General features: G+C 70.9%; 31 protein-coding genes and 2 pseudogenes. 15 read left to right on the top strand and 18 right to left on the bottom strand.

Annotation, left to right across the window (positions count from 1 at the left end):
• Window positions 1–65 precede the first annotated feature (65 nt).
• Window positions 66–884 (bottom strand): AraC family transcriptional regulator, encoded by an 819-nt coding sequence (locus tag ACQUSR_RS18955; protein ID WP_431043756.1) that lies wholly within the window; start codon window positions 882–884, stop codon window positions 66–68.
• Window positions 885–933: 49 nt separating this feature from the next.
• Here ACQUSR_RS18955 and ACQUSR_RS18950 point away from each other — a divergent pair, with 49 nt between their 5' ends.
• Window positions 934–1,389 carry a DUF2000 family protein gene (locus tag ACQUSR_RS18950; RefSeq protein ID WP_431043755.1) on the top strand — a complete coding sequence of 152 codons (456 nt, stop codon included), beginning with the start codon at window positions 934–936 and terminating at the stop codon, window positions 1,387–1,389.
• 94 nt (window positions 1,390–1,483) lie between these two features.
• On the opposite strand, the gene ACQUSR_RS18945 is transcribed toward ACQUSR_RS18950, so the two are convergent.
• On the bottom strand, window positions 1,484–2,041 hold the full coding sequence (locus ACQUSR_RS18945; protein WP_431043754.1) for a DUF3291 domain-containing protein: 558 nt from the start codon (window positions 2,039–2,041) through the stop codon (window positions 1,484–1,486).
• Window positions 2,042–2,318: 277 nt separating this feature from the next.
• On the opposite strand from ACQUSR_RS18945, the pseudogene ACQUSR_RS18940 reads away from it, so the two are divergent.
• Window positions 2,319–2,453, top strand: a pseudogene (locus ACQUSR_RS18940) (IS5/IS1182 family transposase); the annotation flags it as partial.
• A 42-nt stretch (window positions 2,454–2,495) separates the two neighbouring features.
• On the top strand, window positions 2,496–3,290 hold the full coding sequence (locus tag ACQUSR_RS18935) for an SDR family NAD(P)-dependent oxidoreductase (protein ID WP_431043753.1): 795 nt from the start codon (window positions 2,496–2,498) through the stop codon (window positions 3,288–3,290).
• Window positions 3,291–3,414: 124 nt separating this feature from the next.
• Here ACQUSR_RS18935 and ACQUSR_RS18930 read toward each other — a convergent pair whose 3' ends face one another.
• Window positions 3,415–3,720 (bottom strand): putative quinol monooxygenase, encoded by a 306-nt coding sequence (locus ACQUSR_RS18930; protein ID WP_431043752.1) that lies wholly within the window; start codon window positions 3,718–3,720, stop codon window positions 3,415–3,417.
• 175 nt (window positions 3,721–3,895) lie between these two features.
• Between ACQUSR_RS18930 and ACQUSR_RS18925 the strand changes: the two genes are divergently transcribed.
• Window positions 3,896–4,246, top strand: coding sequence for a MerR family transcriptional regulator (locus tag ACQUSR_RS18925; protein ID WP_431043751.1), 351 nt, complete (start codon window positions 3,896–3,898; stop codon window positions 4,244–4,246).
• A 92-nt stretch (window positions 4,247–4,338) separates the two neighbouring features.
• Here the strand turns inward: ACQUSR_RS18925 and ACQUSR_RS18920 are convergent, their stop codons facing one another.
• Genes ACQUSR_RS18920 through ACQUSR_RS18910 form a run of 3 tightly spaced genes read right to left on the bottom strand, consistent with a single transcriptional unit; the run spans window position 4,339 to window position 5,661 of the window.
• Window positions 4,339–4,497 (bottom strand): hypothetical protein, encoded by a 159-nt coding sequence (locus tag ACQUSR_RS18920; RefSeq protein ID WP_431043750.1) that lies wholly within the window; start codon window positions 4,495–4,497, stop codon window positions 4,339–4,341.
• Window positions 4,498–4,550: 53 nt separating this feature from the next.
• A complete protein-coding gene (locus ACQUSR_RS18915) occupies window positions 4,551–4,838 on the bottom strand; it encodes a DUF397 domain-containing protein (protein ID WP_431043749.1) in 288 nt (95 codons plus the stop codon).
• A complete protein-coding gene (locus ACQUSR_RS18910; protein ID WP_431043748.1) occupies window positions 4,807–5,661 on the bottom strand; it encodes a helix-turn-helix domain-containing protein in 855 nt (284 codons plus the stop codon). The genes ACQUSR_RS18915 and ACQUSR_RS18910 overlap by 32 nt, the downstream gene beginning before the upstream one ends.
• Before the next feature lie 160 nt (window positions 5,662–5,821).
• On the opposite strand from ACQUSR_RS18910, the gene ACQUSR_RS18905 reads away from it, so the two are divergent.
• From ACQUSR_RS18905 to ACQUSR_RS18895, 3 genes are read left to right on the top strand one after another with little or no spacing between them, the layout of a single operon-like run.
• Window positions 5,822–5,980, top strand: a complete 159-nt coding sequence (locus ACQUSR_RS18905) for a hypothetical protein (RefSeq protein ID WP_431043747.1) — start codon at window positions 5,822–5,824, stop codon at window positions 5,978–5,980.
• Window positions 5,977–6,216 carry a hypothetical protein gene (locus ACQUSR_RS18900; protein ID WP_431043746.1) on the top strand — a complete coding sequence of 80 codons (240 nt, stop codon included), beginning with the start codon at window positions 5,977–5,979 and terminating at the stop codon, window positions 6,214–6,216. Before ACQUSR_RS18905 ends, ACQUSR_RS18900 begins: the two co-directional genes overlap by 4 nt.
• The gene (locus ACQUSR_RS18895; protein WP_431043745.1) at window positions 6,213–6,695 is read left to right on the top strand and encodes a hypothetical protein; all 483 of its coding nucleotides are present in this window, start codon (window positions 6,213–6,215) and stop codon (window positions 6,693–6,695) included. The genes ACQUSR_RS18900 and ACQUSR_RS18895 overlap by 4 nt, the downstream gene beginning before the upstream one ends.
• 9 nt (window positions 6,696–6,704) lie before the next feature.
• Here ACQUSR_RS18895 and ACQUSR_RS18890 read toward each other — a convergent pair.
• From ACQUSR_RS18890 to ACQUSR_RS18865, 6 genes and pseudogenes are all read right to left on the bottom strand, one after another.
• Window positions 6,705–6,965, bottom strand: a pseudogene (locus ACQUSR_RS18890) (winged helix-turn-helix transcriptional regulator); the annotation flags it as partial.
• Between the two features lie 10 nt (window positions 6,966–6,975).
• Window positions 6,976–7,647 (bottom strand): excalibur calcium-binding domain-containing protein, encoded by a 672-nt coding sequence (locus ACQUSR_RS18885; protein ID WP_431043744.1) that lies wholly within the window; start codon window positions 7,645–7,647, stop codon window positions 6,976–6,978.
• A 180-nt stretch (window positions 7,648–7,827) separates the two neighbouring features.
• Entirely contained in the window at window positions 7,828–8,448 is a 621-nt protein-coding gene (locus tag ACQUSR_RS18880; RefSeq protein ID WP_431043743.1) for a hypothetical protein, read from the bottom strand.
• Between the two features lie 19 nt (window positions 8,449–8,467).
• Entirely contained in the window at window positions 8,468–8,941 is a 474-nt protein-coding gene (locus ACQUSR_RS18875) for a hypothetical protein (RefSeq protein WP_431043742.1), read from the bottom strand.
• Window positions 8,942–9,144: 203 nt separating this feature from the next.
• Window positions 9,145–12,111 carry an FAD-binding and (Fe-S)-binding domain-containing protein gene (locus ACQUSR_RS18870; protein WP_431043741.1) on the bottom strand — a complete coding sequence of 989 codons (2,967 nt, stop codon included), beginning with the start codon at window positions 12,109–12,111 and terminating at the stop codon, window positions 9,145–9,147.
• A gap of 23 nt (window positions 12,112–12,134) precedes the next feature.
• The gene (locus ACQUSR_RS18865; protein ID WP_431043740.1) at window positions 12,135–12,359 is read right to left on the bottom strand and encodes a hypothetical protein; all 225 of its coding nucleotides are present in this window, start codon (window positions 12,357–12,359) and stop codon (window positions 12,135–12,137) included.
• A 235-nt stretch (window positions 12,360–12,594) separates the two neighbouring features.
• On the opposite strand from ACQUSR_RS18865, the gene serC reads away from it, so the two are divergent.
• Window positions 12,595–13,713, top strand: coding sequence for a phosphoserine transaminase (serC, locus tag ACQUSR_RS18860; protein WP_431043739.1), 1,119 nt, complete (start codon window positions 12,595–12,597; stop codon window positions 13,711–13,713).
• Between the two features lie 96 nt (window positions 13,714–13,809).
• Here the strand turns inward: serC and ACQUSR_RS18855 are convergent, their stop codons facing one another.
• Together ACQUSR_RS18855 and ACQUSR_RS18850 are read right to left on the bottom strand one after the other, a co-directional pair.
• Window positions 13,810–14,649: an ABC transporter permease gene (locus tag ACQUSR_RS18855; protein WP_431043738.1), complete on the bottom strand. Its 840-nt coding sequence runs from the start codon at window positions 14,647–14,649 to the stop codon at window positions 13,810–13,812.
• Window positions 14,646–15,659, bottom strand: coding sequence for an ATP-binding cassette domain-containing protein (locus tag ACQUSR_RS18850; protein ID WP_431043737.1), 1,014 nt, complete (start codon window positions 15,657–15,659; stop codon window positions 14,646–14,648). The genes ACQUSR_RS18855 and ACQUSR_RS18850 overlap by 4 nt, the downstream gene beginning before the upstream one ends.
• 94 nt (window positions 15,660–15,753) lie before the next feature.
• On the opposite strand from ACQUSR_RS18850, the gene ACQUSR_RS18845 reads away from it, so the two are divergent.
• Entirely contained in the window at window positions 15,754–16,521 is a 768-nt protein-coding gene (locus ACQUSR_RS18845; protein WP_431043736.1) for a TetR/AcrR family transcriptional regulator, read from the top strand.
• 12 nt (window positions 16,522–16,533) lie between these two features.
• Entirely contained in the window at window positions 16,534–17,172 is a 639-nt protein-coding gene (locus ACQUSR_RS18840) for a PPOX class F420-dependent oxidoreductase (protein WP_431043735.1), read from the top strand.
• A 142-nt stretch (window positions 17,173–17,314) separates the two neighbouring features.
• Here ACQUSR_RS18840 and ACQUSR_RS18835 read toward each other — a convergent pair whose 3' ends face one another.
• Entirely contained in the window at window positions 17,315–18,385 is a 1,071-nt protein-coding gene (locus tag ACQUSR_RS18835; RefSeq protein ID WP_431043734.1) for a hypothetical protein, read from the bottom strand.
• A 151-nt stretch (window positions 18,386–18,536) separates the two neighbouring features.
• Here ACQUSR_RS18835 and ACQUSR_RS18830 point away from each other — a divergent pair, with 151 nt between their 5' ends.
• From ACQUSR_RS18830 to ACQUSR_RS18815, 4 genes are all read left to right on the top strand, one after another.
• Window positions 18,537–19,052, top strand: a complete 516-nt coding sequence (locus ACQUSR_RS18830; RefSeq protein WP_431043733.1) for a hypothetical protein — start codon at window positions 18,537–18,539, stop codon at window positions 19,050–19,052.
• A gap of 222 nt (window positions 19,053–19,274) precedes the next feature.
• A complete protein-coding gene (locus ACQUSR_RS18825) occupies window positions 19,275–19,895 on the top strand; it encodes a Uma2 family endonuclease (protein ID WP_431043732.1) in 621 nt (206 codons plus the stop codon).
• A 97-nt stretch (window positions 19,896–19,992) separates the two neighbouring features.
• Window positions 19,993–20,673 carry a GDSL-type esterase/lipase family protein gene (locus ACQUSR_RS18820; RefSeq protein ID WP_431043731.1) on the top strand — a complete coding sequence of 227 codons (681 nt, stop codon included), beginning with the start codon at window positions 19,993–19,995 and terminating at the stop codon, window positions 20,671–20,673.
• Between the two features lie 182 nt (window positions 20,674–20,855).
• Window positions 20,856–21,854: an aldo/keto reductase gene (locus ACQUSR_RS18815; protein WP_431047683.1), complete on the top strand. Its 999-nt coding sequence runs from the start codon at window positions 20,856–20,858 to the stop codon at window positions 21,852–21,854.
• A gap of 336 nt (window positions 21,855–22,190) precedes the next feature.
• Here the strand turns inward: ACQUSR_RS18815 and thpR are convergent, their stop codons facing one another.
• The 3 genes from thpR to ACQUSR_RS18800 form a co-directional block, all read right to left on the bottom strand.
• Complete coding sequence (gene thpR / locus ACQUSR_RS18810; protein WP_431043730.1) at window positions 22,191–22,766, bottom strand: RNA 2',3'-cyclic phosphodiesterase; 576 nt, start codon at window positions 22,764–22,766, stop codon at window positions 22,191–22,193.
• Window positions 22,767–22,831: 65 nt separating this feature from the next.
• The gene (locus ACQUSR_RS18805; protein WP_431047681.1) at window positions 22,832–24,196 is read right to left on the bottom strand and encodes an MFS transporter; all 1,365 of its coding nucleotides are present in this window, start codon (window positions 24,194–24,196) and stop codon (window positions 22,832–22,834) included.
• A gap of 326 nt (window positions 24,197–24,522) precedes the next feature.
• Window positions 24,523–25,005, bottom strand: coding sequence for a MarR family winged helix-turn-helix transcriptional regulator (locus tag ACQUSR_RS18800; protein WP_431043728.1), 483 nt, complete (start codon window positions 25,003–25,005; stop codon window positions 24,523–24,525).
• A 162-nt stretch (window positions 25,006–25,167) separates the two neighbouring features.
• Between ACQUSR_RS18800 and ACQUSR_RS18795 the strand changes: the two genes are divergently transcribed.
• Entirely contained in the window at window positions 25,168–25,371 is a 204-nt protein-coding gene (locus ACQUSR_RS18795) for a ribbon-helix-helix protein, CopG family (RefSeq protein ID WP_431043727.1), read from the top strand.
• Window positions 25,372–25,384: the final 13 nt, after the last annotated feature.

Raw genomic sequence — 25,384 nt, 5'->3', positions numbered from 1 at the left:
AAAGCCGGTGGGCCGACCGTCCGCACTTCCGCGGTGCTGGCGGTTGGCACGCTGGCGGACCGGAATCAGTTGTGGGGTATCGCCCCACTGGCCGGGGGCGAGGCGTAGCGCCCGGGGGTGACGCCCATGAGCCGTTTGAAGTGCCGGGTCAGATGCGACTGGTCGTAGAAGCCGGCCGCGGCCGCCACCTCTGCGGAAGGCCGGCCGTCGAGGAGTAGCCGTCGGGCGCGGTCGACCCGGCGGGCCATCAGGTACTGGTGCGGGGCGATGCCGAAGGCGGCGGTGAACGCCCGCACCAGGTGCGTGGGGTGGGCGTGCACCAGTTTCGCGGCCTCGTCCAGGCTCACGCCGTGGAGCAACCGTTCGTCGAGGAGCTCACGCAGGCTGTGGGCCACGCCGCGGGCGGCCTGCGGTGGGTGGGCGACGAGCCGGGGCCGCAGGTGGCCGCGCAGCCGTTCCCCGATCAGGGCGAGGCGGCTCTCCGCTTCCAGTTCGTCGCCCCTGCGCGACAGGGCCGAGTGCAGTTGCCCGACTCGCCGGCGCAGCAGGGCGTCGATCATGTCGGGGCCATCCACCGCCGGGCCGATGAAGCTCTCGTCCAGCTGGGTCATGTCCAGATAGAGCACCCGCTTGCGGAAGCCCTGGGAGGTGGCCGGTGAGCCGTTGTGCGGTACCTGCGGGGGGAGCAAGGACACCGTGTCATGCGGGGTACCGCGCTCGCGTCGGTTCAAGTCGTAGCGGACCGCACCGTCGTCGACGATCAGCAAGGTCCACACGTCGTGGACGTGCATCGGGTACGCGTGCTCGGTGAAATGGGCGTGGAAGACCTCCACGACACCCGGGATCTGCGGGCGCCACGCGGAAACCTCTTGCGGTGCCACCATGCCAAGAACGTACAAGAAGGTGCGACGGGGTGGTTGGCAGTCTCAAAGCATGACGATCGAGAACTCGCCCGTGAACACGCCCGTAGACACCCCCGTACGCTTCGACACCAAGATCGCCGTTCTGCTGCGCGAGGACCTGGAACCCTGGCAGCGACTGAACGTGACCGCGTTCCTGGTCAGCGGTCTCGGCTCGGAGATCCCTGAGGTCATCGGCGAACCGTACGCCGACGCCGACGGCACCCCGTATCTGCCCATGTTCCGCCAGCCCGTCCTGGTCTTCGAAGGGACGAAGGAGACACTGACCGCCGCACACGGCCGCGCCTTGTCCCGCTCGCTCCCCCGGTCGGTGTTCACCTCCGACCTCTTCGCCACCGGAAACGACCGGGACAACCGCGCGGCGGTACGGGCGGTGCCGAAGGATCAGTTGGATCTGGCGGGTATCGCCGTGTACGGGCCGCGCAACGCGGTCGACAAGGTACTCAAAGGCGCCCGCATGCACCCATGAGCACCGCCGGAACGCGCTGCGGCAGGCGCCAGGGCGGGCAGCGGGCCCGGGGGCGGGAGCCGGCGGGCCGTTGGGAGTCGTTCAGGCTTCCTTGTCAGCGAACCTGGTCGCTCTTCGGCCCGATGCCTTTGATCCTGGTCGGAGTTCCGTCCGGGGCGAACGCGTGGTGGAAGGTGAAGGCGTGCGGTGCGGAGCCGTGGTCGTGGAGGTGTTCCAGCCTGGACACCCCGTCCTGCCAGGTGGGTGTCACGCCGTCGGCGACCCACCAGAAGACGTAACTCGGGTGTCCTGTCCTCTCGAACCAGTCGTAACGCCTGTTCAGCGCCTCTCGGTGCAGACCGGTGTAGATGGCGTCGAAGGCTGGGCTCAGGCCGGTCCAGAGTGAGAGGGTCGCGTCCAGGGCGATGGTTTCCACCGTGCGGCCCTTGCCGTACCAGGTCGGTACGGCGAACTCTCCCCACGCACCCCAGTCCAAGTCGAAGTGTGTGCCCCGGTCGCGGTCTGCCGGTTCGGCACGAGCGAGGTATCCGGGGTGCTGGGTGATCTTCGGGTAGACGGCCTCGCCGGTGTCGTGGAGTTCGCGCGTGAGAGGTGCGGGATCGGCGAGAGGTGACTTCAGGACGCCGAAGGTGTACAGCGCAAGATGGGGCATGCGTCTCTCCCTGGTTGGGGGTGCCTGGGGTGGACCCGGTTCGGCGGCTTGGGCATGGGGCGAGGATTCGTGGGGCGTGACCAGCTCATCCCGTCGCGGGTGGCTCAGCCCGAAGGAACTCCTGTGCGACCGTGGGCGATCGCCGAAGACCAGGTGAAGGTAGCTGCCTCTGCAAGCCCTGTCGAAGTTGCGCTTTCCCTGCCCAAGTGCCCTCTTGCACCGGCCATTTCGGGGGTCAACGCTGCGGCCGGTCCCGCCTCGTTCACACCGCTGCAGGCGGGACCTGCCGCCGCGGTTCGGGAAGTGGAAGACCTGCCATGACCGGCATCGGAGATGATCAGCTGACGGCACATGGGAGAGGGGCCTGCGGGCTGTTCAGGCCGACGCCGATGCGGAGGGCCGGATCGACTGGGCTTGACCTTGACGCCAGCGGCAGGCTTCGACAATCACCGGCATGAAGCACGCCAACGACACCGACAACCAGCAGAACGAGCAGAACGACGGAGCCCTGCACGGCAAGGTCGCCGTGGTCACCGGGGCCGGCACTGGCATCGGCCGGGCCACCGCCCGAGCCCTGGCGCGCGCGGGCGCCAGCGTGGTGGCCGTCGGACGCCGCGCGGAACCGCTGGACGAGACCGCCGCCGGCCACCCGCGCGTTCACCCGCTGCCCGCCGACATCACCGCCGCCAGCGGGCCCGAGGACATCGTCCGGCACACCCTGCACGACCACGGCCGACTCGACATCCTGGTCAACAACGCGGGCATCGTGCGCGGTGGCACGTTCGGCGACGTCACGCGCGAGCTGTTCGAGACCCAGATGGCCACCAACGTGATCGCACCGACCCTGCTGGCCCAGGCCGCGCTCCCCGCGCTGGAGGCCGCGGGCGGCGTGATCGTCAACGTCAGCACGGCGGTGGGGCAGCGCGCCTGGCCGGGCCGCTGGGTCTACGGCTCGACCAAGGCGGCGGTGGACCTGCTCACCCGCAGCTGGGCGGTGGAGCTGGCGCCGCGTGGCGTGCGTGTCGTCGCCGTCGCGCCGGGGGCCGTCGAGACCCCGATCGCCGACCACTCGGGTTTCACTCCCGAGCAGCGGGCCGAGGCCCGGGCCTGGCAGCTTGCGCACACCCCGCTCGGCCGGATCGGCCGCCCCGAGGAGGTGGCCTGGGCCATCACCCAGCTCGCCTCGCCCGGGGCCTCGTTCGTCACCGGGGTGGTGCTGCCGGTCGACGGCGGCGCGGTGGTCGGCTGACCGTTCCGGCGGCGCGTCTGCCAGTGAGCAGCATGCGCTAAAGGACATGCGATGAACTGAGGCGCGTCGCCCCGTTGCTCTCTCGAATCTGCTACGGAGATCTTGGGGTGGTGGGCGGGCGGAGCTACAGCAGGCCCTTGATGGTGTCTCCAGCCGGGAAGGCTTCCATGACAGCGATATCGAGGGGCTCGGCGAGTGCATCGGTGATCGCGGTGGCAATAGCGCCGAGAGCCTGGCCTTCGCTGTGGGCGTCCAGGCTGGCCTGGTCGGCCCACTTCTCCACCACTGTGACTCGGTCTGCTCCGGCGTGGACGGCATACAGCTGACAGCCGTTCTCAGAGTGAACGGCCAGGGAGTGCTCCGCGAACGCGTTCAGAACCTCCTCGCGGCGGCCGGGCTTGGTCTTGATCGTCGCAATGACGACGGGCATACAGTTTCCTCCTGTGCGCTGGGCAGGGAACGTTATGAGAATCCGCTATCGTACCGATCTTCGGCTTTGTTGATCGAACGAGAGTGCCGGTCAATTGTCACGAGGGCGGGGTGCTGGCGCGTCGCCGTGGCCGACCCGCCGGACAGGCCCTAGAACGGGGCGCGGAGGTGGGACGGTGCGCATCGGGGAGCTGGCGCGGGCGACGGGTGCGACGCCGCGCGCCCTGCGCCATTACGAGCAAGCGGGGTTGATCAGCGCCGACCGCGCGCACAACGGCTACCGCGAATACCCGGACGGGGCGGTCCAGCGGGTCCGCAACATCCGCCATCTGCTGGACGCCGGGCTCACACTCGAAGACGTCCGGTGTTTCCTGCCCTGCCTGGACGGTGACCTCACCAGCGCCCCGCCCGGCCCCGCGGGCCTGCGGGTGGCACGCAACCGGCTCGCCGTCCTGGAGGCCCGGATCGCCGCCCAGACGGAGGTACGGGACCGGCTGGCCCACGCCCTGCGCGACTTGGAGCCCTAGGGGGTGTCGGCCGTACCGATCGTCGCCCGGGTCCGCTGCCTACCCGGGATGGGTGAAGCGGACCACGACGTCTGACCCTGCGGGATGACGGGTCAAGGCCTGGCCTTGTCGAGGACTTCGGACACAGGCGGAAGCTCCCGGTACGCCGTGAGCTGCCGGAGCGTCGGCGCGATGCGCTCGCGCGGGCGCACGGACGCCACCCCGGCGGAGAGTTCCAGGATGCGGCGCCGGATGCGCTCGGCGACCGGCATGTACGGGAACGTGGGCAGGCGGCGCGCTCGGGGCGAGAGGGCGCCCGGGCGTCTCAGGCGGCGAACTCTCCGCGCTTGATGGCGGAGACGAACGACGACCAGCCGTCGGCCGAGATGACGAGCGCCGGGCCGTCCGGGTCCTTGCTGTCTCGGACGGGGACGACGCCCTGGGCGTGGGTGAGTGCGCGGGAGAATTCGACGCAATGGCCGCCGTCGCCGTCGCTGTACGACGACTTGACCCAGGTGAAGGTGCGGGAGAACTCGACGCACTCGCCCCCGTCGCCACCGCTGTAGGACGACTTGACCCACTCAGCGCCGCTCAGGTCCAGATCGGTGCTCATTGCGGTATTCCTCCAGCAGGGACTCGATCAGATTCAGCGAACCGTCCGGAGACAGTGCGTGCGCCCTCAGCCGATCATAGATGTCCACGTACGACGCAACTGTCTTGGCAGAGTCGTAGAGTTTGCCGCCCTGCGGCCCATCTGAGTAGAGCACGGTGGGTGAGTCCGTGAACTTCAGCAGCGTGAACGGCATCATGGCATTCGCCACCGGCGCCCCCGCCGAGAACGGCATGACCTGAAGGTCGACGTACGGTGACGCGGACGCCGCCAGCAGGTACTCAAGCTGGCCAGCCATGGTCTCGGCGCCGCCTACGACCGTTCGCAGACATGCCTCATGAAGGATGACCCACAGGAACGGCGGGGTGTCCGACTCGAATACCTCACGCCGACGCAGACGCGCTGCTACCTTGCCCTCGATCGCCTCCGCACTTGCGATGGGGTTGGACACCCGGAAGATGACCCGCGCGTACTCCTCCGTCTGGAGCATGCCCGTCACAAGGTTCGCCGAGTAATTCAGTATCCGCGAGGCCTTCCGCTCCAGATTGAGGTACGGGACGAACCAGCTCGGGTGATCCCCTTCGTCGATCCTCTGAAGGAGCCCCGAGAAGAGCGCGCCCGTCCCGAATGCCAGGTCGCATCCCTCAGCGAACTTCTCGCTGGCCAACAGCTTTCCGGTCTCGACCATGCTGACGTAGCCGTACGAGTACCCCGCGGCCTTGCCGAGGTGCTCCTGCGTGAGCTTGCGGGCCTGACGTACCTGCCGGACGTCACGTCCGAAGCGTTGCAGCGGATTTAAGTGTTCAGGCGGGTTCGACTCATCCACGGCTGCGACCTCCCGTTACCTGAGCACGCGTGACGCAGGGCAGGGTTCTTACCTTCAGCGTCAGCGCTTAAGTATCCCAATCCTACGGGAAGTTGCGTTGTCCTGGTGAGCAGTTGACTACACCCGGTGCCCACCGGGCCGAGCCGCACCAGGAGCACAGATGGCAGACCCGACGACGCCCCCACCGCCGCCAAACGTACAACCGCAGACCGGCGGCAGCACGGACCTCACGACCACCGAGGACCTGTTCGGCAGGCACGCCGACGACCTTGCCGCGCAGATCCGCGACCACCTGGCGCGAGGGGAGGCGAGGAAGTGACCCGCGCGACCTACCGGTTCCGTGCGTACACGATCGCACCGGACACCGAGCCCGACGCCGAGCCGCACACGTACGCCATGACGTGCGTCGTATGCGAGGAGATCGGACACCGCAGCGAGGACGCCGACGACGCGCACGACTGGGTCGTCCGGCATCTCAAGGCCAACCCCGAGCACCTCTCCTACCGGGAGCACGTCACCCGCCCGTACCGCGCCATCCCCGGGGAGTGGCTGTGAGCACTCCGCCGATCGCCAAGGGCGCCGACTGGATGCTGAGCGCGGAGACCGCGGAAGGGGCGCCGGAAGGGATCTTCGGGGCGCAGTGCCTGCGGTGCGGGGACGAGTGCTGGCTGGACGACGACCGGCGGCCGGTCGAGGCGTGGATGATCGACCACACGCGGACCGACCCGGCGCATCACCAGTTCCGGTTCACCGCCGAGCGCTTCTGCCGGGTGGGCCCCGTGCCGCCTCCCCGGCACGGGGCGACGCAGGTGGTGCCCGCGGTTCCCGCCCACCGTCAGGTGGCGACCGCTCCCATGAGCCGCCTGCCGGCGGGCACCCCCGCCCACGCGCGTCCGCGGGCCCCTCGACGCGCCGCGAAAGCCATCAGGCGCGCCCTGGCCCGCGTCGGGCGTTGCGCGGGCCCGCTGTTCCTCGTATTGCTCACCATCGGGTCCACCGCCATCGGCGCCCTCTTCGCCAACGGCAGCCGCTGAACCGCGTCCTCACCCGCGAGCGGCGTCGTACCGCTCGCGCGCCCGCCTGCACCCGTCCGACGTTCTCCTGGCTCCAGTGGGCCAGCCGCCCGCACGTGCCGGGCGGCCTCCTCGCCGAGCGGGGTCAGGGAATAGTCGACGCGGGGCGGGATCACCGGGTGCGCGTCCCGGTGGACGAAGCCGTCGCGCTCCAGGGTCTGCAAGGGTCTGGGCGAGCGTCTTCTCGCTGACGCCGCCGACCTTCCGGCGCAGCTCACTGAAGCGGTGCGTGCCGCCTCGTTCAATTCTCCTCGCAGCCGATGCCGTCACCGTCGGCGTCGAGCCGGTGCGGGTCGTTGTCGCCGACCCAGACGGGGCCGTCGAGGTCGTCGCAGTCGACGTCGGGCATGCCCGCGGGCGGTCCCGGCGGATACGTGGTGCCGGGCGGTGGGGGCTCTGTCGGACTGGTCGCCTCTCGTATGTCGGCGGCGACGATGACGCCGGCCCTGACCGTGTACGTGCCCCCGAACGACCGTATGGTGCCGTCCCTCTCATGGGCGTCGAGGGTGACCGTGACGGTGTCGCCGCGGACGTCGACGATGTGGACGGTGTCCCGGACCGTGTCGGCGAATCCCTCCTTGAAGGAGGTGTACGTGCCGCCGCTCAGGTTCTTGCCGCCTAGGTCCCACGCCCGGCGGTAGTCGCGCGCGTTGATGGCGTCGAAGTACGCCTCGACGGTGGACCGGGCGTCAGGCGTCGGCGTCGCCGTCTGCTTCGGCGGAGGCGAAGGGCGCGTGGGAGAGGGGGTCGGCTCCGCGGTCGTCGTGGTGACCGTCTGGGTGCTCGTGACCGTCTTCCGCGTCTCCTCCGGCTTCCCCTCGCCGTCGGAACCGCAGCCGCTCACCCCTGCCACCGCCACCGCCATGGTCCCCGCCAGGACGCATGCCCGGCTTACGGAGAGGATCCTGCTCATCGGCATCACCTCGCGGAACGAGATTCGCGCTCCCTGACAGTGTGCGCGGCCCGGTCCGGGAGCGCTCGTGGATCACCAGGGCGTAACGCTCGGAGCCCAACCGGTTCCGACCGCGCGGCCCCCATCGGTGCCGCACTCGCGATGCGGGAACGGCCGCGCGGGCTTGCGCGGCCAGGCTCCCTACGAGCGAGCGGGTTCGGCCGAGGAGACCAGCGGGCCGATCTTCTTCCGGACGCTGTCCGGCCCTACGACCATCGATACGGACTTTCGGTTACGCGATGTCTTGGCCACCGAAATCGCACCACGGACGTTCGTGGCGGATTCTGCGCTCTGCGACGTGTATTCAACGACCATCGCGTCCTTTCCACAGGAAAGAGACGCCCATGGTCGGGACGCGCCCGAGCCGGCAGCGGACGCCATCGCGTACGGGCCGAACGGAAGCTCGGACGAACCCGCCGCGTCATCCGTCTTCGGCCACGCAGCGAGAACCTGAAGCGAGGTCCTCTCACCTTCCGAGGAGACAACCGAAAGGCCGCATTTCTCCCCTTGGGTGTACACGATGATCCGGTCGGGCCCCTTATGGAACTCGGCGAGTGCGTGCAATTTCTCCGACGGAACGCCAATGTCCTGTCCCGCCAAGGGGTCACCACTAAGAGCAATCTCAGGACTGCTCTGAAGTCGCGACGACCGCTCCAGCGAAGGTGGAGCGGAACTGTCCGTCCCGCTCTCACCGGATGTGCAGGCGAGGCAAGAAAATCCGAGAACGGTGCCGATGGCCGCGAATCGCAGCATCCTGCTCATCAGCTGACTCCCGAGCTACCTACTTCGCCCACTGATTGAAGCACACCCCGACAGGCTTCATCGCGTACCCGTCCCCCTTCTTCTTGCCGTCCTTGTAGACCTTGAAGGTGTACTGGTCATACAGGGGGTAGGCCTCGACGTAGCCGTACTTGCCCTTGGGCACCTCGAAACGGGTCTGGTTCTCCACGGTGTAAGTGCGGTTCACCTTGAAGCCGACACCAGCGGAGACCACTCCGACTTCCACCTTCACGTCAGCGCTCACCTCGGCCGATACGGCCTTGGAGACGGTCAGCACCAGGGTGGTCTTCCCCTGGCCGCTCGTCTTTCCAATCTTCGTCAGACCGCAACGCTCGCCGACGTATTCGACGTTCTTGAGCTTCGTCCCGCTCGCCCTCGCTACGGTGCTGGAGTCAGCCGGGGCTGCCACGGCCGCCGGGCCAAGGCCCAGAGATACCGCACACGCCAGCCCACCGACGACAGTTGTCCGGTTCATGAACTTTCCCCCAAAAAATCAGCCCTCTCCTGGTCAGGGAGCGGGCCGGTAAGTAGTGGCTGCGGAAAGTTATGACGAAATCCCGGCAGACGTCAATCCGCGATTCCCAAAGACGTCACCAATTCGCTTTCACTGGTGCGACGTTGGAGAGTTCTGCCACGGAGGGAAGGCGCGCCCCGGCCCCGGGATTCCCGTTCCGGACTTCAGCCGAGCCCCTCGGCCAGCAGCTCCGCGAGATGGCGCGCCCGCCGTCCACCCGCCAGGTGCTCGATCTGCGTACGGCACGAGAAGCCGTCCGCGAGGACCTCCGCCTCGGTCGGCGCGCTCCGTACGGACGGCAGCAGCTGCTCCTCCCCGCAGGCCACCGACACCTCGTAATGTCCGTGCTCGAAGCCGAAGTTCCCCGCCAGGCCGCAGCAACCGCCGCTCAACTCACCCACCAGACCCGCCCGTTCGCGCAGTCTGCGCTCCGCGGCGTCGCCGAGCACCGCGTGCTGGTGGCAGTGCGTCTGACCGACGACCGGGCGGTCCAGGCGCGGCGGCCGCCACCCCGGCGCGCAGTCCTCCAGCGTCTGCGCGAAGGTCCTTACGGACGCGGCGAGTCGGGCGGCGCGCGGGGCGTCGGTGCCCAGCAGTTCCGGCAGGTCCGTCCGCAGCGCGGCGGTGCAGCTTGGCTCCAGGCCGACGATCGGCAGGCCCGCGTCCAGGGCCGGTGCCATGGTGTCGAGGGTGCGCCGCATGACCTTGCGGGCGCGGTCCAGCTGTCCTGTCGAGACCCAGGTCAGGCCGCAGCACACGGCCTTGGGGGGTAGGACGACCCGTAGGCCCGCGTCCTCCAGTACGGCGACCGCCGCCCGGCCGACCCGCGGGGACAGGTACGTGGTGAACGTGTCCGGCCACAGGACGACGGTGGGCGCCCCTGCCCCCACTCCCGCTCCCACTCCCGCTCCTGCCCTCGCCGCCGCGGCCCGCGTGCGCCACCACCTTGTCAACGGTTCCCGCGCCAGCTCCGGAATCGGGCGTTCCGGTGTGATGCCGGCGATCCGTTTCGCCAGGGCCGCCGCCGGGCCCACGCCCGCCGCCGCGTTCACCACCGGAGCCATCCGGGCGGCGGCCGCGGCCCGCAGCCACACCGGCAGCCAGCCCAGCGCGTAGTGCGCGGCCGGGCGGAGCCGTCCCCGGTAGTAGTGGTGCTGGAACTCGGCCTTGTACGTGGCCATGTCCACCTCCACCGGGCAGTCGCTGCGGCAGCCCTTGCAGGACAGGCACAGGTCGAGCGCCTCCCGTACCTCCTCCGCGCGCCAGCCGCCGGTGACCACCTCGCCCGCGAGCATCTCGTGCAGCAGCCGGGCCCGGCCGCGCGTCGAGTGCCGCTCCTCGCCGGTCACCCGGTACGAGGGGCACATCACGCCACCACCGGCCGCCGCCGTCGTCGTACGGCACTTGGCGACTCCCACGCAGCGCCGCACCGCCGCCGAGAAGTCCCCGCCGTCGCGCGGGTAGCCGAACGCCACCTCCACCGGCTTCCCCGGCAGCACCGCGAAGCGCAGGTTCTCGTCCAGCGGGCGCGGGCGGACCAGCACTCCGGGGTTGAGGCCGCCCGCCGGGTCCCACAGGTCCTTGACGTGCTCGAAGAGTCGGACCAGCTCGGGGCCGTACATCCGCGGCAGCAGTTCGGCGCGGGCCAGCCCGTCGCCGTGCTCCCCGGACAGCGAGCCGCCGTGCGCGACGACCAGGTCCGCGACGTCGCCCGAGAAGGCGCGGAAGCGGGCGACGCCGTCCGGGCTCAGCAGATCGAAGTCGATACGGACATGGACGCAGCCGTCGCCGAAGTGCCCGTACGGGATGCCGTGCAGCCCGTACTCGGCCAGCAGCGCCCGGAAGTCCCGCAGATACACGCCGAGCCTGGCGGGCGGCACGGCGCAGTCCTCCCAGCCGGGCCACGCCTCTCCCCCGTACTCGGCTCCCCCGCCGTCCGGGCCCCGGGCCGCGCCGTCCGGGACCCGGGTCGCGGTCCCGGCGGCGTCCTCCCGTACCCGCCACAGAGCGCGCTGCCCCGCCGGGTCGGTGACGACCGCGACGCCCGTCGTGCCGTCGACGCAGGCCCGCACCAGCTCCTCCGCGCGGGCGCGCGCCGCGGCCGGGCTGTCGCCGCCGACCTCCACGAACAGCCAGGCGCCGCCGTCCGGCAGGCCCGCGGCCCCGGCGACCAGCTCGGTGACCAGGTCGGCGGCCATGCCCTCGACGGTCAGCGGGCCGTACGGCAGCAGGGTGGACGCGGCGTCGGCGGCCGCGCCCTCGTCGGGGTAGCCGAGCACGGCCAGCGCCCGGGCGCGCGGCGCGTCCACCAGGGTCACGACGGCTTCGGTGAGCACGCCGAGCGTGCCCTCGCTGCCGGTGAACAGGCGCGCCACGTCCGCGCCCCGCTCGGGCAGCAGGGCGTCGAGGGCGTAACCGGAGATACGGCGCGGCAGTTCGGGGAAGCCGGTGCGCAGCAGGGCGAGGTGGCGGTCGGTGAGGGCGCGCAGGCCGTCGCGCAGCCGGGGCGGCAGACCGTCGAGTCCACGGGCCAGGGCGAGCCGTTCGCCGCCGTACGTGAGGACGTCGAGCGCGCGCACGTTGTCGGCGGTGGTGCCCCAGGCCACCGAGTGGGAGCCGCAGGCGTTGTTGCCGATCATGCCGCCGAGCGTGCAGCGGCTGTGGGTGGACGGGTCGGGGCCGAAGGTCAGCCCGTGGGCGCCCGCCGCCGCCCGCAGCGTGTCCAGGACGAGGCCGGGCTGGACGACGGCCGTACGGGCGGCCGGGTCGAGGTCGAGCAGGCGGTTCATGTGCCGGGTGAAGTCGAGGACGACGCCGACGCCGGTGGCCTGCCCGGCGATCGACGTACCGCCGCCGCGCGGCACCACCGGCACGGCGTACTCCCGGCACACGGCCAGGGCCGCCGCGACGTCGTCGGCGTCCCGGGGCGCGACGACGCCGTCCGGCACCCGGCGGTAGTTGGACGCGTCCATGGTCACCAGCGCCCGGTCGGCGGCGGCGAAGGAGACCTCGCCGCGCACGGCCCGCCGCAGCGCCCGCTCCAGCTCGCGCCGCCGCCCGTCGCGCTTGCCTTGGCCCTTGCCCTCGCCGCCCTCGCCGCCCTCGCCCTTGCCTTCGCTCAGCTGTGCCATGGCTCCAGCGTGCCCCGCCGGGGTCACCCCCGGCTGTGGGAACCGCCGAACTGCCCGAAGTGCTGCAACACGTCCTCGGCCGGGTCGTCGATCTGACCGGTGTTGACCAGCGTGAAACGCGAACCGTTGTGCGAGTGCTGCGGGGACTCGTCGGCCTGCGCCGATCCCGCGGGCAGGGCGAGGCCCGCCGTCATGGCCGCGGCGGTGACCGCCCACCTGGCCGGGGTCCGGAACCGCTTACCGTTCATCGTGCGCACTCCCTTGCGTCTCCCGCACGGCCCGTGCCGCGCATCGGTCTGGTTATCGATCTGTACGGCAAGAAGTCACGGCAGATCATCCGACCCGGCTGTACGGGAGGAGTCGCGGCAGGTCATCCGATCCGGCGCCACCCGCGGCCCGGACACACCGCCCGCAGCCCGGACACACCGTCTCAGCCGCTGGACCGTCGGCCATGCCACGAGGTGCGGCGGATAGGCTTCCGCCGTGGCTGAGATCCGGATTCCCGCTGACATCAAGCCCGCCGACGGTCGCTTCGGCTCGGGCCCCTCGAAGGTGCGGACAGAGGCGCTCAGCGCCCTGGCCGCCACCGGCACCTCCCTGCTGGGCACCTCCCACCGCCAGGCCCCGGTCAAGGACCTGGTCGGCAAGGTGCGGGACGGCGTGAGCTCGCTCTTCTCGCTCCCCGAGGGCTACGAGGTGGTGCTGGGCAACGGCGGCTCCACCGCCTTCTGGGACGTCGCGACGCACGGCCTGATCGAGAACAAGTCGCAGCACCTGTCCTTCGGCGAGTTCTCCTCGAAGTTCGCCAAGGCCGCGAAGCTCGCGCCCTGGCTGGCCGAGCCGACCGTGATCTCCTCCGAGCCCGGTACGCACCCGGAGCCGGCCGCCGAGGCGGGCGTGGACTCCTACGCCCTCACCCACAACGAGACCTCGACCGGTGTCGCGCTGCCGCTGAAGCGGGTGGCGGGCGCCGACGAGGGCTCGCTGGTGCTGGTGGACGCGACGTCCGGCGCGGGCGGGCTGCCCGTGGACATCGCCGAGACCGACGTCTACTACTTCGCGCCGCAGAAGTCCTTCGCCGCCGACGGCGGCCTGTGGCTCGCGGTCTTCTCGCCCGCCGCCCTGGAGCGCGCGGCCCGGATCCACGCGTCCGGCCGGCATATCCCGGAGTTCTTCTCGCTGCCGACCGCCATCGACAACTCGCGGAAGAACCAGACGTACAACACCCCGGCACTGGCGACGCTCTTCCTCCTCAACGAGCAGCTGGAGTGGCTCAACGGGCAGGGCGGCCTGGACTGGGCGGTGCGCCGCACCGCGACCTCCGCCCGCGCCCTGTACGGCTGGGCCGAGGAGTCCAAGTACGCCACGCCGTTCGTCGCCGACCCGGCCAAGCGGTCGCAGGTCGTCGGCACGATCGACTTCGTCGACGAGATCGACGCCGCCGCGATCGCCAAGGCGCTGCGCGCCAACGGCATCGTGGACACCGAGCCGTACCGCAAGCTGGGCCGCAACCAGCTGCGCGTGGCGATGTTCCCGGCCGTCGACCCGGCGGACGTCGAGGCGCTGACGGCCTGCGTCGACTACGTCATCGAGCGGCTCTAGTCCGCACCGGTCCCCCACTTCCAACGGCGGGCGGGCGCGCACCTGTGTGGTGCGCGCCCGCCCGCCGTGCGCATACGGCACGCCGGCTGCCGCGAGTCAGCGGCTCTGGCGCTGGAAGCGGCGCACCGCCAGCGGCAGGAACACCGCCGTGATCGCCAGCGGCCAGACGACCGCCATCAGCAGCGCGTGGCCCTCCACCCAACCGCCGCCGCCCGGCTGGGGGTTCCCGAACAGGCCGCGTACCGCGTTCGCCGTCGACGAGACGGGGTTCCACACGGCGACGGCGCCCAGCCAGTCCGGCATCTTCGACGGCGGGGTGAAGACGCTGGAGATCATCCCGAACGGGAACGCCACCGCGAAGAGATTGCCCGCGGTCTCCTGATTGGGCACCAGTAGGCCGAGGTAGACCCCGACCCAGGTCAGCGCCGAGCGCAGCAGGAGCAGCAGGCCGAAGGCGGCCAGGGCGGCGAGCGGACCGCGGTCGGGCCGCCAGCCGACGGCCAGGGCGATGGCCGCCAGGACGGCCAGGTCCACGGCGGCGCCGAGGACATCCGCCACGCCGCGCCCGCTGACCACGGCGGACGGCGCCATCGGCAGGGAGCGGAAGCGGTCCATCACGCCCCGTTCCCTGGTGACGGCGACGACCACAGCGGTGCTCATGAAGCCGTTGGCCATCGTCATGGCGAACATGCCGGGCAGCGCGTAGTCCTTGTAGTCGACGTCGGTGCCCTCGGCGACCGTCATGGCGCTGCCGAAGACGTAGACGAAGAGCAGCACCATCACCACCGGGGTGCCCAGTTGCCATGCGATGCCCGAGGGCTGGCGCACGAGGTGGGTGAGTTCACCGCGGACGACGGTCAGGCAGTCGGCGACCGCCCAGTAGGCGCGGCGCTCGCGGCCGTCGACGGCGTCCCGCAGGTCCAGTGCGCTGCTCATGCGGCGGCCTCCTTCCTGCTGTACGAGGGTTCGTGGTGCGGGGCTTCGTCGTCCGGGTCGGCGCGGCGGCCGGTCAGCCGCAGGAAGACCTCGTCCAGGGTCGGGCGGCGCAGCCCGATGTCCTCCAGGGCCACCCCCTCGTCCCGGAGGGTCCGCGCCACGTCGATGAGGGCGTCGACCGGCGCGGCCACCGGTGCCGACACCCGCCGGGCCGCTCCGTCCGGCTCCGGTTCGGCGCCGCCGTCCGCCACCCGCGCCACGGCCCTGACGGCGGCCGGCATGTCGGCCGCGTCCCGCACGATCACCTGCACCTGGTCGCCCCCGACGGCCCGTTTGAGCGCGTGCGGGGTGTCGTCGGCGATCTTCCGGCCGCGTTCGACGACCGCGATACGGTCCGCGAGCTGGTCGGCCTCGTCCAGGTACTGGGTGGTGAGCAGGACGGTGGTGCCGCCCGCGACGAGCGAGCGCACCGCCTCCCACACCTCGTTGCGGCCGCGCGGGTCCAGTCCGGTGGTCGGTTCGTCCAGGAACAGCACCTCGGGGGCGAGGATCATGCTCACCGCGAGGTCCAGCCGCCGTCTCATGCCGCCGCTGAACTCCTTGACGCCCCGGTCGGCGGCCTCCGCCAGCCCGAACCGGTCCAGCAGTTCGGCGGCCCGCCGCCGCGCCCCCCGCTGGTCGAGGTGGTACAGCCGCCCGAACTGCGTCAGGTTCTGGCGGGCGGTCAGCCCCTCGCTGAGCGCGGCGTACTGGCCGGCAAGACCGATCCTGCGGCGCACCCGGCGGGGCGCGCGCGCCACGTCGAAGCCCGCGACCTCGGCGCGGCCGCCGTCCGGCCGGACGAGGGTGGACAGGATGCGCACCGCCGTGGTCTTGCCCGCGCCGTTGGGCCCGAGCAGCCCGTACACGGTGCCGCGCGGGACGGCCAGGTCGAGGCCGTCCAGGGCGCTGTGGTCTCCGTACCGCTTGCGCAGCCCTTCGGCGAGGACCGCGGATCCGGGCGAGCTCACAAGAGCCTCCCTCTCAACTGAGTACAGTGTATGCAGATTCCGAGCAGCGTACACCGTACCCAGTTTTTGTCCAGGGCGTTACGATGACCGGGAGATGACCACCGAACACAGCGGCAGCGGAGATGTGTCCCGCAGCCTGGAGCTGCTCTGGGGCATGGCGCAGCGGCCCAGCCGCGGCCCCAAGCCCGGCCTGGCACTCGACCGCATCGTGGCCACCGCCGTCCGGATCGCCGACGCGGAGGGACTGGCCGCCGTCTCGATGCGCCGGCTCTCCACCGAACTCGGCGTCGGCACCATGTCGCTGTACCGCTACGTCCCCGGCAAGGCCGAACTGCTCGACCTGATGCTGGACCACGTCAACGGCCTCGACGCCGACGCCCATGCCCCCGGGCTCGGCTGGCGCGCGGTGCTGGAGCGGGTGGCGCGCGGAACCTGGGAGCTGCACGGGCGCCACCCCTGGCTGCTCCACGTCGACCAGGGCCGCCCCATCCTGGGGCCCAACGCCATGGCGGGGCTGGAGTTCGCGCTGCGGGGCCTGGACGGCCTGGGCCTGTCCGACCGCGAGATGATCAACGTGCTCGTCGCGGTCGACGGCTACGTCACCGGCACCGCGCGCAGCCACCTCAACGCCGTACTGGCCGAGAAGCGCACCGGCGTCAGCAACGAGGACTTCTGGAACGCGCAGGCACCGGTCCTGGAGAAGGCCATCGCCAGCGGCCGCTTCCCCACCCAGGCGAAGATGAGCATGGACGCCTTCTCGGGGACGGGCGAGGAGATCTTCGAACTGGGGCTGACGAGCCTGCTGGACGGGCTGGAGAAGTTCATCGAGGCCCGCCGGAGTGACGAATCGGGCGTTGTGTGACTCCATGGAGGTATGACGACTCCGGCACACCCTGAACCCGGAGCGGGCCCCGAGCACGGCCACCCACAGCACGCCTCACCGGGCCCGGTCCCGTCCGAGCTCAGCATCTCTCGGTTCACCAAGCAGTGGGCCGTCCTGCTCACGACCTACAAGCGGGACGGCACCCCGGTCGGCACCCCGGTCAACATCGCGGTCGAGGGCGACCACGGCTATTTCCGCACCTACGGCAAGTCGGGCAAGGCGAAGCGGCTGCGCCGCGACCCCGACGTGGAGATCGCGCCGTGCACCGTACGCGGCAAGCCGACCGGCCCCGGGGTGAAGGCCCATACGCATCTGCTCGACCAGGGCGGCGGCGAGGACAAGCACGCGGCCAGGCTGCTGACCCGCAAGCATCCGCTCGTGCACGGCGCACTCGTGCCGCTCGCGCACAAGCTCCAACGGGACCGGACGCTGCACTACGAGCTGCGGCTGGTCGCCGAGGACGAGATGGCGGCCGGAGGCCATGTCATGACCTCCGAAGGCCAGATCCTGGGCGAGGCGGACGGCCCCGGCGAGGGCGCGCCCGGCGCCCATGGGGAGGGAGGCTCCACGCGGGGCGGTGGCGCGCCCGGCGAGGACACGGACCGGGACCGCGGCGCGAGCGGAACCTGACGGGGCACAGGGAACGGGCGCGTGCCGTATCGGGCACACGGCCCGTGGGCGCGCGCGTAGCAGTCAAACGGCACGTGAGCTCGCGCCGCCGCGAGGCCAAGGCCCCGCGCGCCGAAGCCAAGCCAAGGCCCCGAGGGGCGCGTCAGCCGCGTCGCCTGCTCCCACCGCCCCGCTTGCCCCGCATCCCCAGGAGCACCAGTGCCACCAGGCCCACCGCCGCCGCTCCGACCAGGATGTCCCGGCTGCTGCCCCAGTCCTCGCCCGCGCCGCCGCCCTCGTCCTCGACGGACGCGCCGCCGCCTTCGAGGCCCTTGTCGTCGCCGTTCTGCCGCTGCTTCGCCGTGGCGTCCGGAAGCAGGTCGCCGTCCAGCCGCACCGCGGTGACCCGGCTGCCGCCGCCCTCCGTGCCGTACATCAAGGTGCCGCCGTCGGGGGTGAAGGCGACCGCCTCACCCTGCCTTTGCAGCGGCATGCCCGGCTCGTCGTCCAGCTTCCCGCCCAGGCCCTTCGCGCCCCACCGGTACTCCGACACCGAGAAGTAGCCGCGGAGCACCAGACGGCTGGCGTCGGGCGCGAAGGCCCCGTCGGTGACCTCCATGTCGAGATCGGCGACCCGCTTGAAGACGTTCACGCCCGACGGCGACAGCGTCGCCGGGGCCTCGTACAGCCCGGGGTCCTCCTGGCTCTTGCTCGCGATGTAGACCCGGCCGGTCCTCGGATGGACCATCATCGCCTCGGCGTTGCGCGGGCCGCCCTCGTACTGGACGGTGAACTGGGCCGTGTCGACCGCCATGTCCCGCAGCTTCTCCGGTTCCGGGAAGCGGTAGATCCACACCTTGGGCCACTTGCCGCCCATGTTGTCGCCGATGTCGCCGACGTAGACGTTGCCGTCCGGACCGACGGAGACCGCCTCCACGTCCCGCGGGTCGCCGATGCCGCGCAGGGTGACGGTCGCGACCGTGCGCCCGGTCCTGCTGTCCACGGCGTAGACATACGGACCGTCGTCGCTGTCGTTGTGCGTCCAGTAGACGCCGGGGTGGGCCCGGCTGGCCGCGAGCCCGCTGGACTCGGTGATCCGCTCGTCCTCGATCGTGAAGGAGGACGGCTCGTGGTCGTCGGCGGCGGCCGGGGCGGCGGTGGACACGGCGATGGCCACGGCGGCGGGGAGGGCGATCAGCGCGGCGGCGCGGAGCGCGCGGGGAAGCGAACGCATGGGGGCAAGCCTGCCATATCGGCAAAACGAAATAATCCCCGGATTAGGAGACCTGATCCGGGGATTATTTGCGGGAAATTAATCGGGCAATGGCGGCATAGTGGATAGCGTCGTTGCGGGAATTCACGCCACCCCTCTACGGTCTCTGCTCATGAGCGATTACAGCCAAACCTCCTACCCGTCGGGGGCGCCCGCCGGACATTCCGCCGGGGCGGACGACAAGAAGATGGTGATCATCGCGATCGTCGGTGCGGCGATCGCACTGATCGGCTCGCTGATCAACTGGTCGGTGACGGACAAGGCCACCGGCGATATCGGCGGCGTCAAGGGCACCGATGGCGACGGCGTGATCTCGCTGATCACCGCCCTGGCCGCCGCGGCGCTCTTCATCGGCGCCATGGTCGCGAAGAAGCACATACTCCACGCCGTCGGCGCGGTGGTGTCGCTGGTGACGCTGGTCATCGGCGGCATCGCCATGGCCAACCCCGACCGCGTGGTCGTGTCCTACTTCATGGACGAGGGTGCGCCCAACGAGAAGGCAGCCGAGAAGGTCGCCGAGCAGCTCGAGTTCTCCGCGGGCCCGGGCGTCTACATGGTCCTGGTCGGCGCGCTGCTGAGCCTGGTCTGCGGCTTCCTCGCGTTCAAGAAGGCCAACTCCGGCCGCTAATTCCACATTCGGGCGGCATCTGCCCGTTTCCCCGGAATCCGGTGGCTCGCATTCTTAGCCCATTACGTGGCGAAGAATACGGGCCACCGGATTTCTCCATTCTTCACCGCACCCACCCACCGCGTTCACATGACGTGAACGGTCCGGCGAACTTCACCCTTCGGAGGGATGACAGCGCAAACCCGCCCGGTAGGCTGGCTTGGTCGGCAAGTATCCCGCCCCATGGCGACGTCAATGATCTTCGGACGCGATCCCGAGTGGACTCCGCCCAAGGAGTGGCCGATCCCGCCCGTAGGCGGATACACCGCCGATGACCTGGACCGGCTCCCGAACCTGCCTCGGCACACAGAGCTGATCGACGGGAGCCTCGTCTTCGCGAGCCCGCAGACGGTGTTCCACATGCGCGCCATCCGATTGCTACAGGCATCCCTCCTGCACGCGACACCGCCTGCACTGGACGTGTACAGCAGGATGACGGTCACCCTCGGCCCGCGTAACCGGCCGGAGCCAGACGTGCTCGTAGTGGAGAGCGAGGCGTGCACGGAGCTCAAGGAAACTACTTTCCAGCCCGAGGACGTCGTCCTCGCTGTCGAGGTGGTCTCGGAAGACTCCGAGGCGCGGGATCGCGACACCAAGCCACTCAAGTACGCCGAAGCGCGAATCCCCCACTTCTGGCGCGTCGAATTGGACGAGGAAACGGAGCTCCCGGTCGTCCACGTCTTCGAGCTGGAGCCCACCACCAAGGCTTACGTAGCGACCGGCATCCACCGCGAGCAGCTCAAGGTCTCCGTCCCCTTCCCCGTCAAGATCGACCTGACGGCCATCAACCGCCGCCAGCCGTGACCCGCGGGGGCGCGCTCGCCCCCGGCCAGCCGGAAAGCCGCGCCCAGCCCCGAGCCCCGCGTCCGTGTCCCCGTCCGCCCGCGTGCATACTTCACCGATGCGCATCATGTTCGTCGGTGACTCGATGACCATCGGCAGTGCCGGCGACTTCACCTGGCGCTACCGCATGTGGGAGCACCTCAACGCCACCTTCGGCGGCCCGTACAAGATCGTCGGGCCGCGCTGCGAGGTGTACGACAAGCACGCCGACGCCCCCGTCTCGCACGACTACGGCGACCCGGCCTTTCCCGCCCGCGCCCGCCGCCACCTCGCCGGATGGGGCGAGGGCTGGCTCCATATGGCACCTCTCATAGGGGACGCCATACGCGACCACCGCGCCGACACGCTCCTGATCTCCCTCGGCCTGATCGACCTGGGCTTCTACACCGACGCGGAGCAGACGGCCGCCAACGCGCGCCGCTTCCTCACCGAGGCGCGCACCGCCAACCCCGGCATCCAGGCCGTGCTGCTCCCGGTCATCCCGAACATCCGGGCCGAGGCCGACGCGTTCTTCGCCGCCGAGTGCGCCCGTCTCAACGAACTCCTCGCCAAGGCGGTCGCCGATCTCGACTCCCCGGCCTCCCCGCTGCTGCTGGCCTCGCGCCCGTCCGCGTACGACATCCACCGCGACACCTACGACGGCACGCACCCCAACGCGAGCGGGGAACGGCGGATCGCGGGCGCCTTCGCCGAGGCGATGCACCAGGCGTGGGACGTGGGCGCGCCGTACGCGTCCTGAACCTGCCGGTCTGAGCCCTGCCGGTCCCGACCGAGCCGGTCCCAGCCGCACCGGTCCCAGCCGCACCGGTCCCAGCCGCACCGGTCCCAGCCGTGCTGCCCCTGCGCGGTGCGTCCATCGTGCGAGCACCCTGCCCCGTGGACCTTGCCTAGAGCCCACTCCAAGGCGTTGGCTGGATGACCATGAAGTACACGCAGCTCGGACGCACCGGACTCAAGGTCAGCCGACTGGTCCTCGGCACCATGAACTTCGGCCCGCAGACGAATGAGGCCGACAGCCACTCGATCATGGACGCCGCGCTCGACGCGGGCGTCAACTTCTTCGACACCGCCAACGTGTACGGCTGGGGCGAGAACAAGGGCCGCACGGAGGAGATCCTCGGCTCGTGGTTCGCCAAGGGCGGCGGACGCCGCGACAAGACCGTGCTGGCGACCAAGGTCTACGGCCACATGAGTGGCGATGACGAGTCGCCCTGGCCCAACGAGGACAAGCTCTCCGCGCTCAACATCCGCCGCGCCGTCGAGGCCAGTCTCAAGCGGCTCGGTACGGACTACATCGACCTCTACCAGTTCCACCACGTGGACCGGGACACGCCGTGGGACGAGATCTGGCAGGCGGTCGACGTCCTGGTGACGCAGGGCAAGATCCTGTACGCCGGATCGTCCAACCACGCGGGCTGGCACATCGCGCAGGCCAACGAGACGGCCCGGCGGCGCGGTTCGTACGGGCTGGTCAGCGAGCAGTGCCTGTACAACCTGGCCGAGCGGCGCGCGGAGATGGAGGTCATCCCGGCCGCGCAGGACTACGGCCTCGGCGTCATCCCCTGGTCCCCGCTGCACGGCGGACTGCTCGGCGGCGCGATCCGCAAGGAGCAGGCGGGCGGGGCGGCCCGTACCGCGTCCGGGCGGAGCGGCGACGCGCTGCGGGACTCCGCGATCAGGGACAGGGTGCAGGCGTACGAGGATCTGCTCGACAAGCACGGGCTGCAGCCCGGCGAGGTGGCGCTGGCCTGGCTGCTGACCCGGCCCGGGGTGACGGGGCCCATCGTGGGGCCGCGCACGGCGGAGCAACTGGAGTCGGCGCTGCGGGCGGTGGAGCTGGAACTGAGCGAGGAGCTGCTGGCGGGGCTGGACGAGATCTTCCCGGGCCCGGGTCCGTCGCCGGAGGCGTTCGCCTGGTGACCGTGCGTTCGCGACGACGGTGACGTCCTCGCGTCGACGTCGACGTCCGCGTACGGCGGCCGCGCTCCGGGCACACGCTCAGCGGAGGGCGGCCGCCACGGCGACGACAACGAGGATGACGGCGAACGCGCCACGCAAGATCAGGGTTCGGGTCCTGGGGTCCACCCTCGAAGGTTAACCGGGGCGCTCGGCGGCGAGGGCGGCGGCCCGGCAGCTGGGCTGCCAGGTGCCGGGTGCCGGGGTCCGCGCGGCCGACGACTCCGTGCCGTCGGCGACCCGGCGGCTGCCCGGCCGCCGACGGTCCCGCCGCCTGCCCGGCGGTGAGTGGCCCGGTGGTCAGTGGCCGAGCGGCCAGCGCCCGACCGCCTCGTAGCGCGGCTGCGCCCCGGGCACGCCCGCCTCCGGCGGATGGCTGCGCATCAAGGTCAGCTCACCGGCCGTCCACGTGACGCTCGTGAACTCGGCGAGGGCGGTGACGAACGGCACCAGATCCACTTCCGGCCTGCGGCCACGGCTGCGGGCGATGGTCAGATGCGGGGTGTCGTACGGGCGCTGGTCCTCCATCGCCACCCCGGCCCGCCGCGCCCCGGCCGCCGCCGAGTCGGCGAGCGACCGCATCGTGGTGCGGTCGCCTTCGGCGCCGACCCACATCACGCGGTGGCCGAACCGCCCACCACGCGCCAGGCACAGCTCGTAGGGGTCGTGGCGCCGCGCGGCACGGGCGAGCCGCTCATGCAGTCCGGGGAGCAGTTCCTCGGCGACCTCGCCGTAGAACGCCAGCGTGAAGTGCCAGCCCGTCCGGTCGGCCCACCGCAGGCGCTCCGCCCCGGGGATCCGGTGCAGCGGGTCGACGGCCGTGCCGAGCTCGGCGAGGACGTCGGCCGGAGGCAGCACGGCGGCGAACAGTCTCATACAACGAGTCTCCCTCTCGAACGACTCTCCCTCTCGAACTTCTCTCCCGCGCCGCCGCCGTCGCGTCACGCCCCTGTCAGGGCACGCCCACGCGCCCCCGTGTCCTCGGGCGAATCCCGGGACGTGTCCCCGGCACTGTCCCCGGGGGCCTTCCTGGGGGTCTCGCCGGGGGTCTCCCCCGGGGTCTCCCTGGGCACGAACGCGATCACCCGCCGCCCCCTCCGCAACTCCACCCGCAGCCGCAGGCCCCCGACCCGGGCCAGGACCAGGCCGACCGTAACCGCCGCGAGCGCCGCGACGAGGCCGCCCGCCGCGAAGCCGACACGGGGGCCGTACGCGTCGGTGAGCCAGCCCACCAGCGGGCCGCCGATCGGAGTGCCGCCGAAGAAGACCATCATGAACAGGCTCATCACCCGGCCGCGCATCGCCGGGTCCGTGCCGAGCTGCACGCTGGAGTTCGCCGTGACGTTGAACGTCATCGCGAAGACGCCGATCGGGACCATCAGCGCCGCGAACACCCAGAACGCCGGGGCGAACGCGGCCGCGATCTCCAGCACGCCGAACATCAGCGCCGCGCCGACCAGCAGCCGCTGCCGCGAGCTGGTGCGCCGGGCGGCGAGCAGCGCGCCGGTGAGGGAGCCGACCGCCATGAGCGTGTTGAGCAGGCCGTACGTGCCCGGACCGGCGTGGAAGACGTCGTCGGCGAAGGCGCTCAGCCAGATCGGGAAGTTGAACCCGAAGGTGCCGATGAAGCCGACGAGGACGATCGGCCAGAGCAGATCGGGGCGCCCTGCGACGTAGGCCAGGCCCTCGCGCAACTGGCCCTTGGCGCGCGGCGCACGCTCGATCTTGTGCAGTTCGCCGGTGCGCATCAGCAGCAGGCCGATCAGCGGGGCGCCGAAGGACAGCCCGTTGAGCAGGAAGGCCCAGCCGCTGCCGACAGCGGTGATCAGCACACCTGCGACGGCGGGCCCGATGAGCCGGGCGGACTGGAAGTTCGCCGAGTTGAGGCTGACGGCGTTGCGCAGCTCCCGGGGGCCGACCATCTCGGCGACGAAGGCCTGGCGGGTCGGGTTGTCCACGACCGTGACCATGCCGAGGAGGAAGGCGATGAGGTAGACGTGCCAGACCTGGACCTGGCCGCTGAGCGTGAGGGCGGCGAGCGCGAGTCCGCAGGCGGCCTGCGCGGCCTGGGTGATCATCAGGATGCGGCGCTTGGGGTAGCGGTCGGCGATGACCCCGCCGTACAGGCCGAACAGCAGCAGCGGCAGGAACTGCAGGGCCGTGGTGATGCCGACGGCGGTGGAGGACCCGGTGAGGCTGAGGACCAGCCAGTCCTGGGTGATGCGGGACATCCACGTGCCGGTGTTGGACACGACGGCGCCGGTCGCGAAGAGCCGGTAGTTGCGGACCCGGAGTGAACTGAACATCCCGCGCCGTGCGGTGTCGGCGGTCTCCGGGGAGTCGGCGGTGCCGGTGGTCTCCGGGGAGTCGGCGGTGCCGACGGGCGGGGCGGAGTCGGGGGACGCGGCGGCCGAGCCACGTATGTCGGCGGAGTCCTCGGAGTCGGCGGAGTCGGCGGCCGCGCCGCGTATGTCCGGGGAATCGGCGGTGTCGGCGCCGTCGGCGGCTTCGCGGGCGTCCGCGGCGCCTACCGCTTCGCGGGCGTCGGGGCGGTGGGGTGGATTCGGTGCGGGTGCGGAGTCTGCTCCGGGTCCCGAACTCAAAGGGGTTCGCCTCCTCGCGGCGTGGTCTCCTACAGGTGTGCCAGCTTCTCCAGCACGGGCGCGGCGGCGCGGAGCACCGCTCGTTCGTCATCGGTGAGCTTCGCGGTCTGCTCGGCCAGCCACGCGTTCCGCTTGCGGCGGCTCTCTTCCAGCATGGCCTCGGCCCGTTCGGTCTGCGAGACCACCTTCTGGCGGCGGTCCTGCGGGTGCGGCTCCAGCCGGACCAGCCCCTTGGACTCCAGCAGCGCGACGATGCGGGTCATCGAGGGCGGCTGCACATGCTCCTTGCGGGCCAGCTCACCGGGGGTGGCCGAACCGCAGCGGGCGAGGGTGCCCAGGACGGACATCTCGGTGGGGCTCAGCGACTCGTCGACGCGCTGGTGCTTGAGCCGCCGCCCCAGCCGCATCACGGCGGAGCGCAGCAGGTCCACGGCGGCCTTGTCGTCGGCGGCCGCGGTGGGGGTGTCACTCAGTTCCCCGGCCGGGGGCAGGGGGCGGGACGGTTCCGGCATGGTCTTTAGCGTAACTCATTACCTGCTCTAATAAAAGCGCGATGCCATCCGCGTCGCAGATCCACCCGAACGCGGGATCACCCGTACCCGGAATCACCCATACGAGTGAGGACCCTCCGGAAAGTAACGCGATGGCCCAGGAAGCCCCGCGACCCTGGACGTATGGGATCGAAGGCCGGTACGGGATCGACGGTGCTCAGCCTGCGGATAGACACCGAGCTGCTGGACCGGATCCGGCAACATGCCGCGAAACGCGGAATGAGCGTCCAGGACTACGTGGTCCGGACGCTCATCCGCGATGACTTCGACGAACGCTTCCAGACGTCCGTCGACGAGACCGAGCGGTTCTACCGCGAGGCCACGTGATCCGCCACGTGAT

The sequence above is a fragment of the Streptomyces sp. P1-3 genome, assembly GCF_050613155.1.
Classification (GTDB): domain Bacteria; phylum Actinomycetota; class Actinomycetes; order Streptomycetales; family Streptomycetaceae; genus Streptomyces.
The sequence above is the reverse complement of the archived record's forward strand: the minus strand, read 5'-3'. Positions and strand labels throughout refer to the sequence as shown.

Bases quoted from the DNA above. Each gene is read 5' to 3' on its own strand.
- ACQUSR_RS18955 (WP_431043756.1), bottom strand. From the start codon at position 884: ATGGTGGCACCGCAAGAGGTTTCCGCGTGGCGCCCGCAGATCCCGGGT.
- ACQUSR_RS18950 (WP_431043755.1), top strand. From the start codon at position 934: ATGACGATCGAGAACTCGCCCGTGAACACGCCCGTAGACACCCCCGTA.
- ACQUSR_RS18945 (WP_431043754.1), bottom strand. From the start codon at position 2,041: ATGCCCCATCTTGCGCTGTACACCTTCGGCGTCCTGAAGTCACCTCTC.
- ACQUSR_RS18935 (WP_431043753.1), top strand. From the start codon at position 2,496: ATGAAGCACGCCAACGACACCGACAACCAGCAGAACGAGCAGAACGAC.
- ACQUSR_RS18930 (WP_431043752.1), bottom strand. From the start codon at position 3,720: ATGCCCGTCGTCATTGCGACGATCAAGACCAAGCCCGGCCGCCGCGAG.
- ACQUSR_RS18920 (WP_431043750.1), bottom strand. From the start codon at position 4,497: ATGCCGGTCGCCGAGCGCATCCGGCGCCGCATCCTGGAACTCTCCGCC.
- ACQUSR_RS18915 (WP_431043749.1), bottom strand. From the start codon at position 4,838: ATGAGCACCGATCTGGACCTGAGCGGCGCTGAGTGGGTCAAGTCGTCC.
- ACQUSR_RS18905 (WP_431043747.1), top strand. From the start codon at position 5,822: ATGGCAGACCCGACGACGCCCCCACCGCCGCCAAACGTACAACCGCAG.
- ACQUSR_RS18885 (WP_431043744.1), bottom strand. From the start codon at position 7,647: ATGAGCAGGATCCTCTCCGTAAGCCGGGCATGCGTCCTGGCGGGGACC.
- ACQUSR_RS18880 (WP_431043743.1), bottom strand. From the start codon at position 8,448: ATGAGCAGGATGCTGCGATTCGCGGCCATCGGCACCGTTCTCGGATTT.
- ACQUSR_RS18875 (WP_431043742.1), bottom strand. From the start codon at position 8,941: ATGAACCGGACAACTGTCGTCGGTGGGCTGGCGTGTGCGGTATCTCTG.
- ACQUSR_RS18870 (WP_431043741.1), bottom strand. From the start codon at position 12,111: ATGGCACAGCTGAGCGAAGGCAAGGGCGAGGGCGGCGAGGGCGGCGAG.
- ACQUSR_RS18865 (WP_431043740.1), bottom strand. From the start codon at position 12,359: ATGAACGGTAAGCGGTTCCGGACCCCGGCCAGGTGGGCGGTCACCGCC.
- ACQUSR_RS18855 (WP_431043738.1), bottom strand. From the start codon at position 14,649: ATGAGCAGCGCACTGGACCTGCGGGACGCCGTCGACGGCCGCGAGCGC.
- ACQUSR_RS18845 (WP_431043736.1), top strand. From the start codon at position 15,754: ATGACCACCGAACACAGCGGCAGCGGAGATGTGTCCCGCAGCCTGGAG.
- ACQUSR_RS18840 (WP_431043735.1), top strand. From the start codon at position 16,534: ATGACGACTCCGGCACACCCTGAACCCGGAGCGGGCCCCGAGCACGGC.
- ACQUSR_RS18835 (WP_431043734.1), bottom strand. From the start codon at position 18,385: ATGCGTTCGCTTCCCCGCGCGCTCCGCGCCGCCGCGCTGATCGCCCTC.
- ACQUSR_RS18830 (WP_431043733.1), top strand. From the start codon at position 18,537: ATGAGCGATTACAGCCAAACCTCCTACCCGTCGGGGGCGCCCGCCGGA.
- ACQUSR_RS18825 (WP_431043732.1), top strand. From the start codon at position 19,275: ATGGCGACGTCAATGATCTTCGGACGCGATCCCGAGTGGACTCCGCCC.
- ACQUSR_RS18820 (WP_431043731.1), top strand. From the start codon at position 19,993: ATGCGCATCATGTTCGTCGGTGACTCGATGACCATCGGCAGTGCCGGC.
- ACQUSR_RS18815 (WP_431047683.1), top strand. From the start codon at position 20,856: ATGAAGTACACGCAGCTCGGACGCACCGGACTCAAGGTCAGCCGACTG.
- thpR (WP_431043730.1), bottom strand. From the start codon at position 22,766: ATGAGACTGTTCGCCGCCGTGCTGCCTCCGGCCGACGTCCTCGCCGAG.
- ACQUSR_RS18805 (WP_431047681.1), bottom strand. From the start codon at position 24,196: ATGTTCAGTTCACTCCGGGTCCGCAACTACCGGCTCTTCGCGACCGGC.
- ACQUSR_RS18800 (WP_431043728.1), bottom strand. From the start codon at position 25,005: ATGCCGGAACCGTCCCGCCCCCTGCCCCCGGCCGGGGAACTGAGTGAC.
- ACQUSR_RS18795 (WP_431043727.1), top strand. From the start codon at position 25,168: ATGGGATCGAAGGCCGGTACGGGATCGACGGTGCTCAGCCTGCGGATA.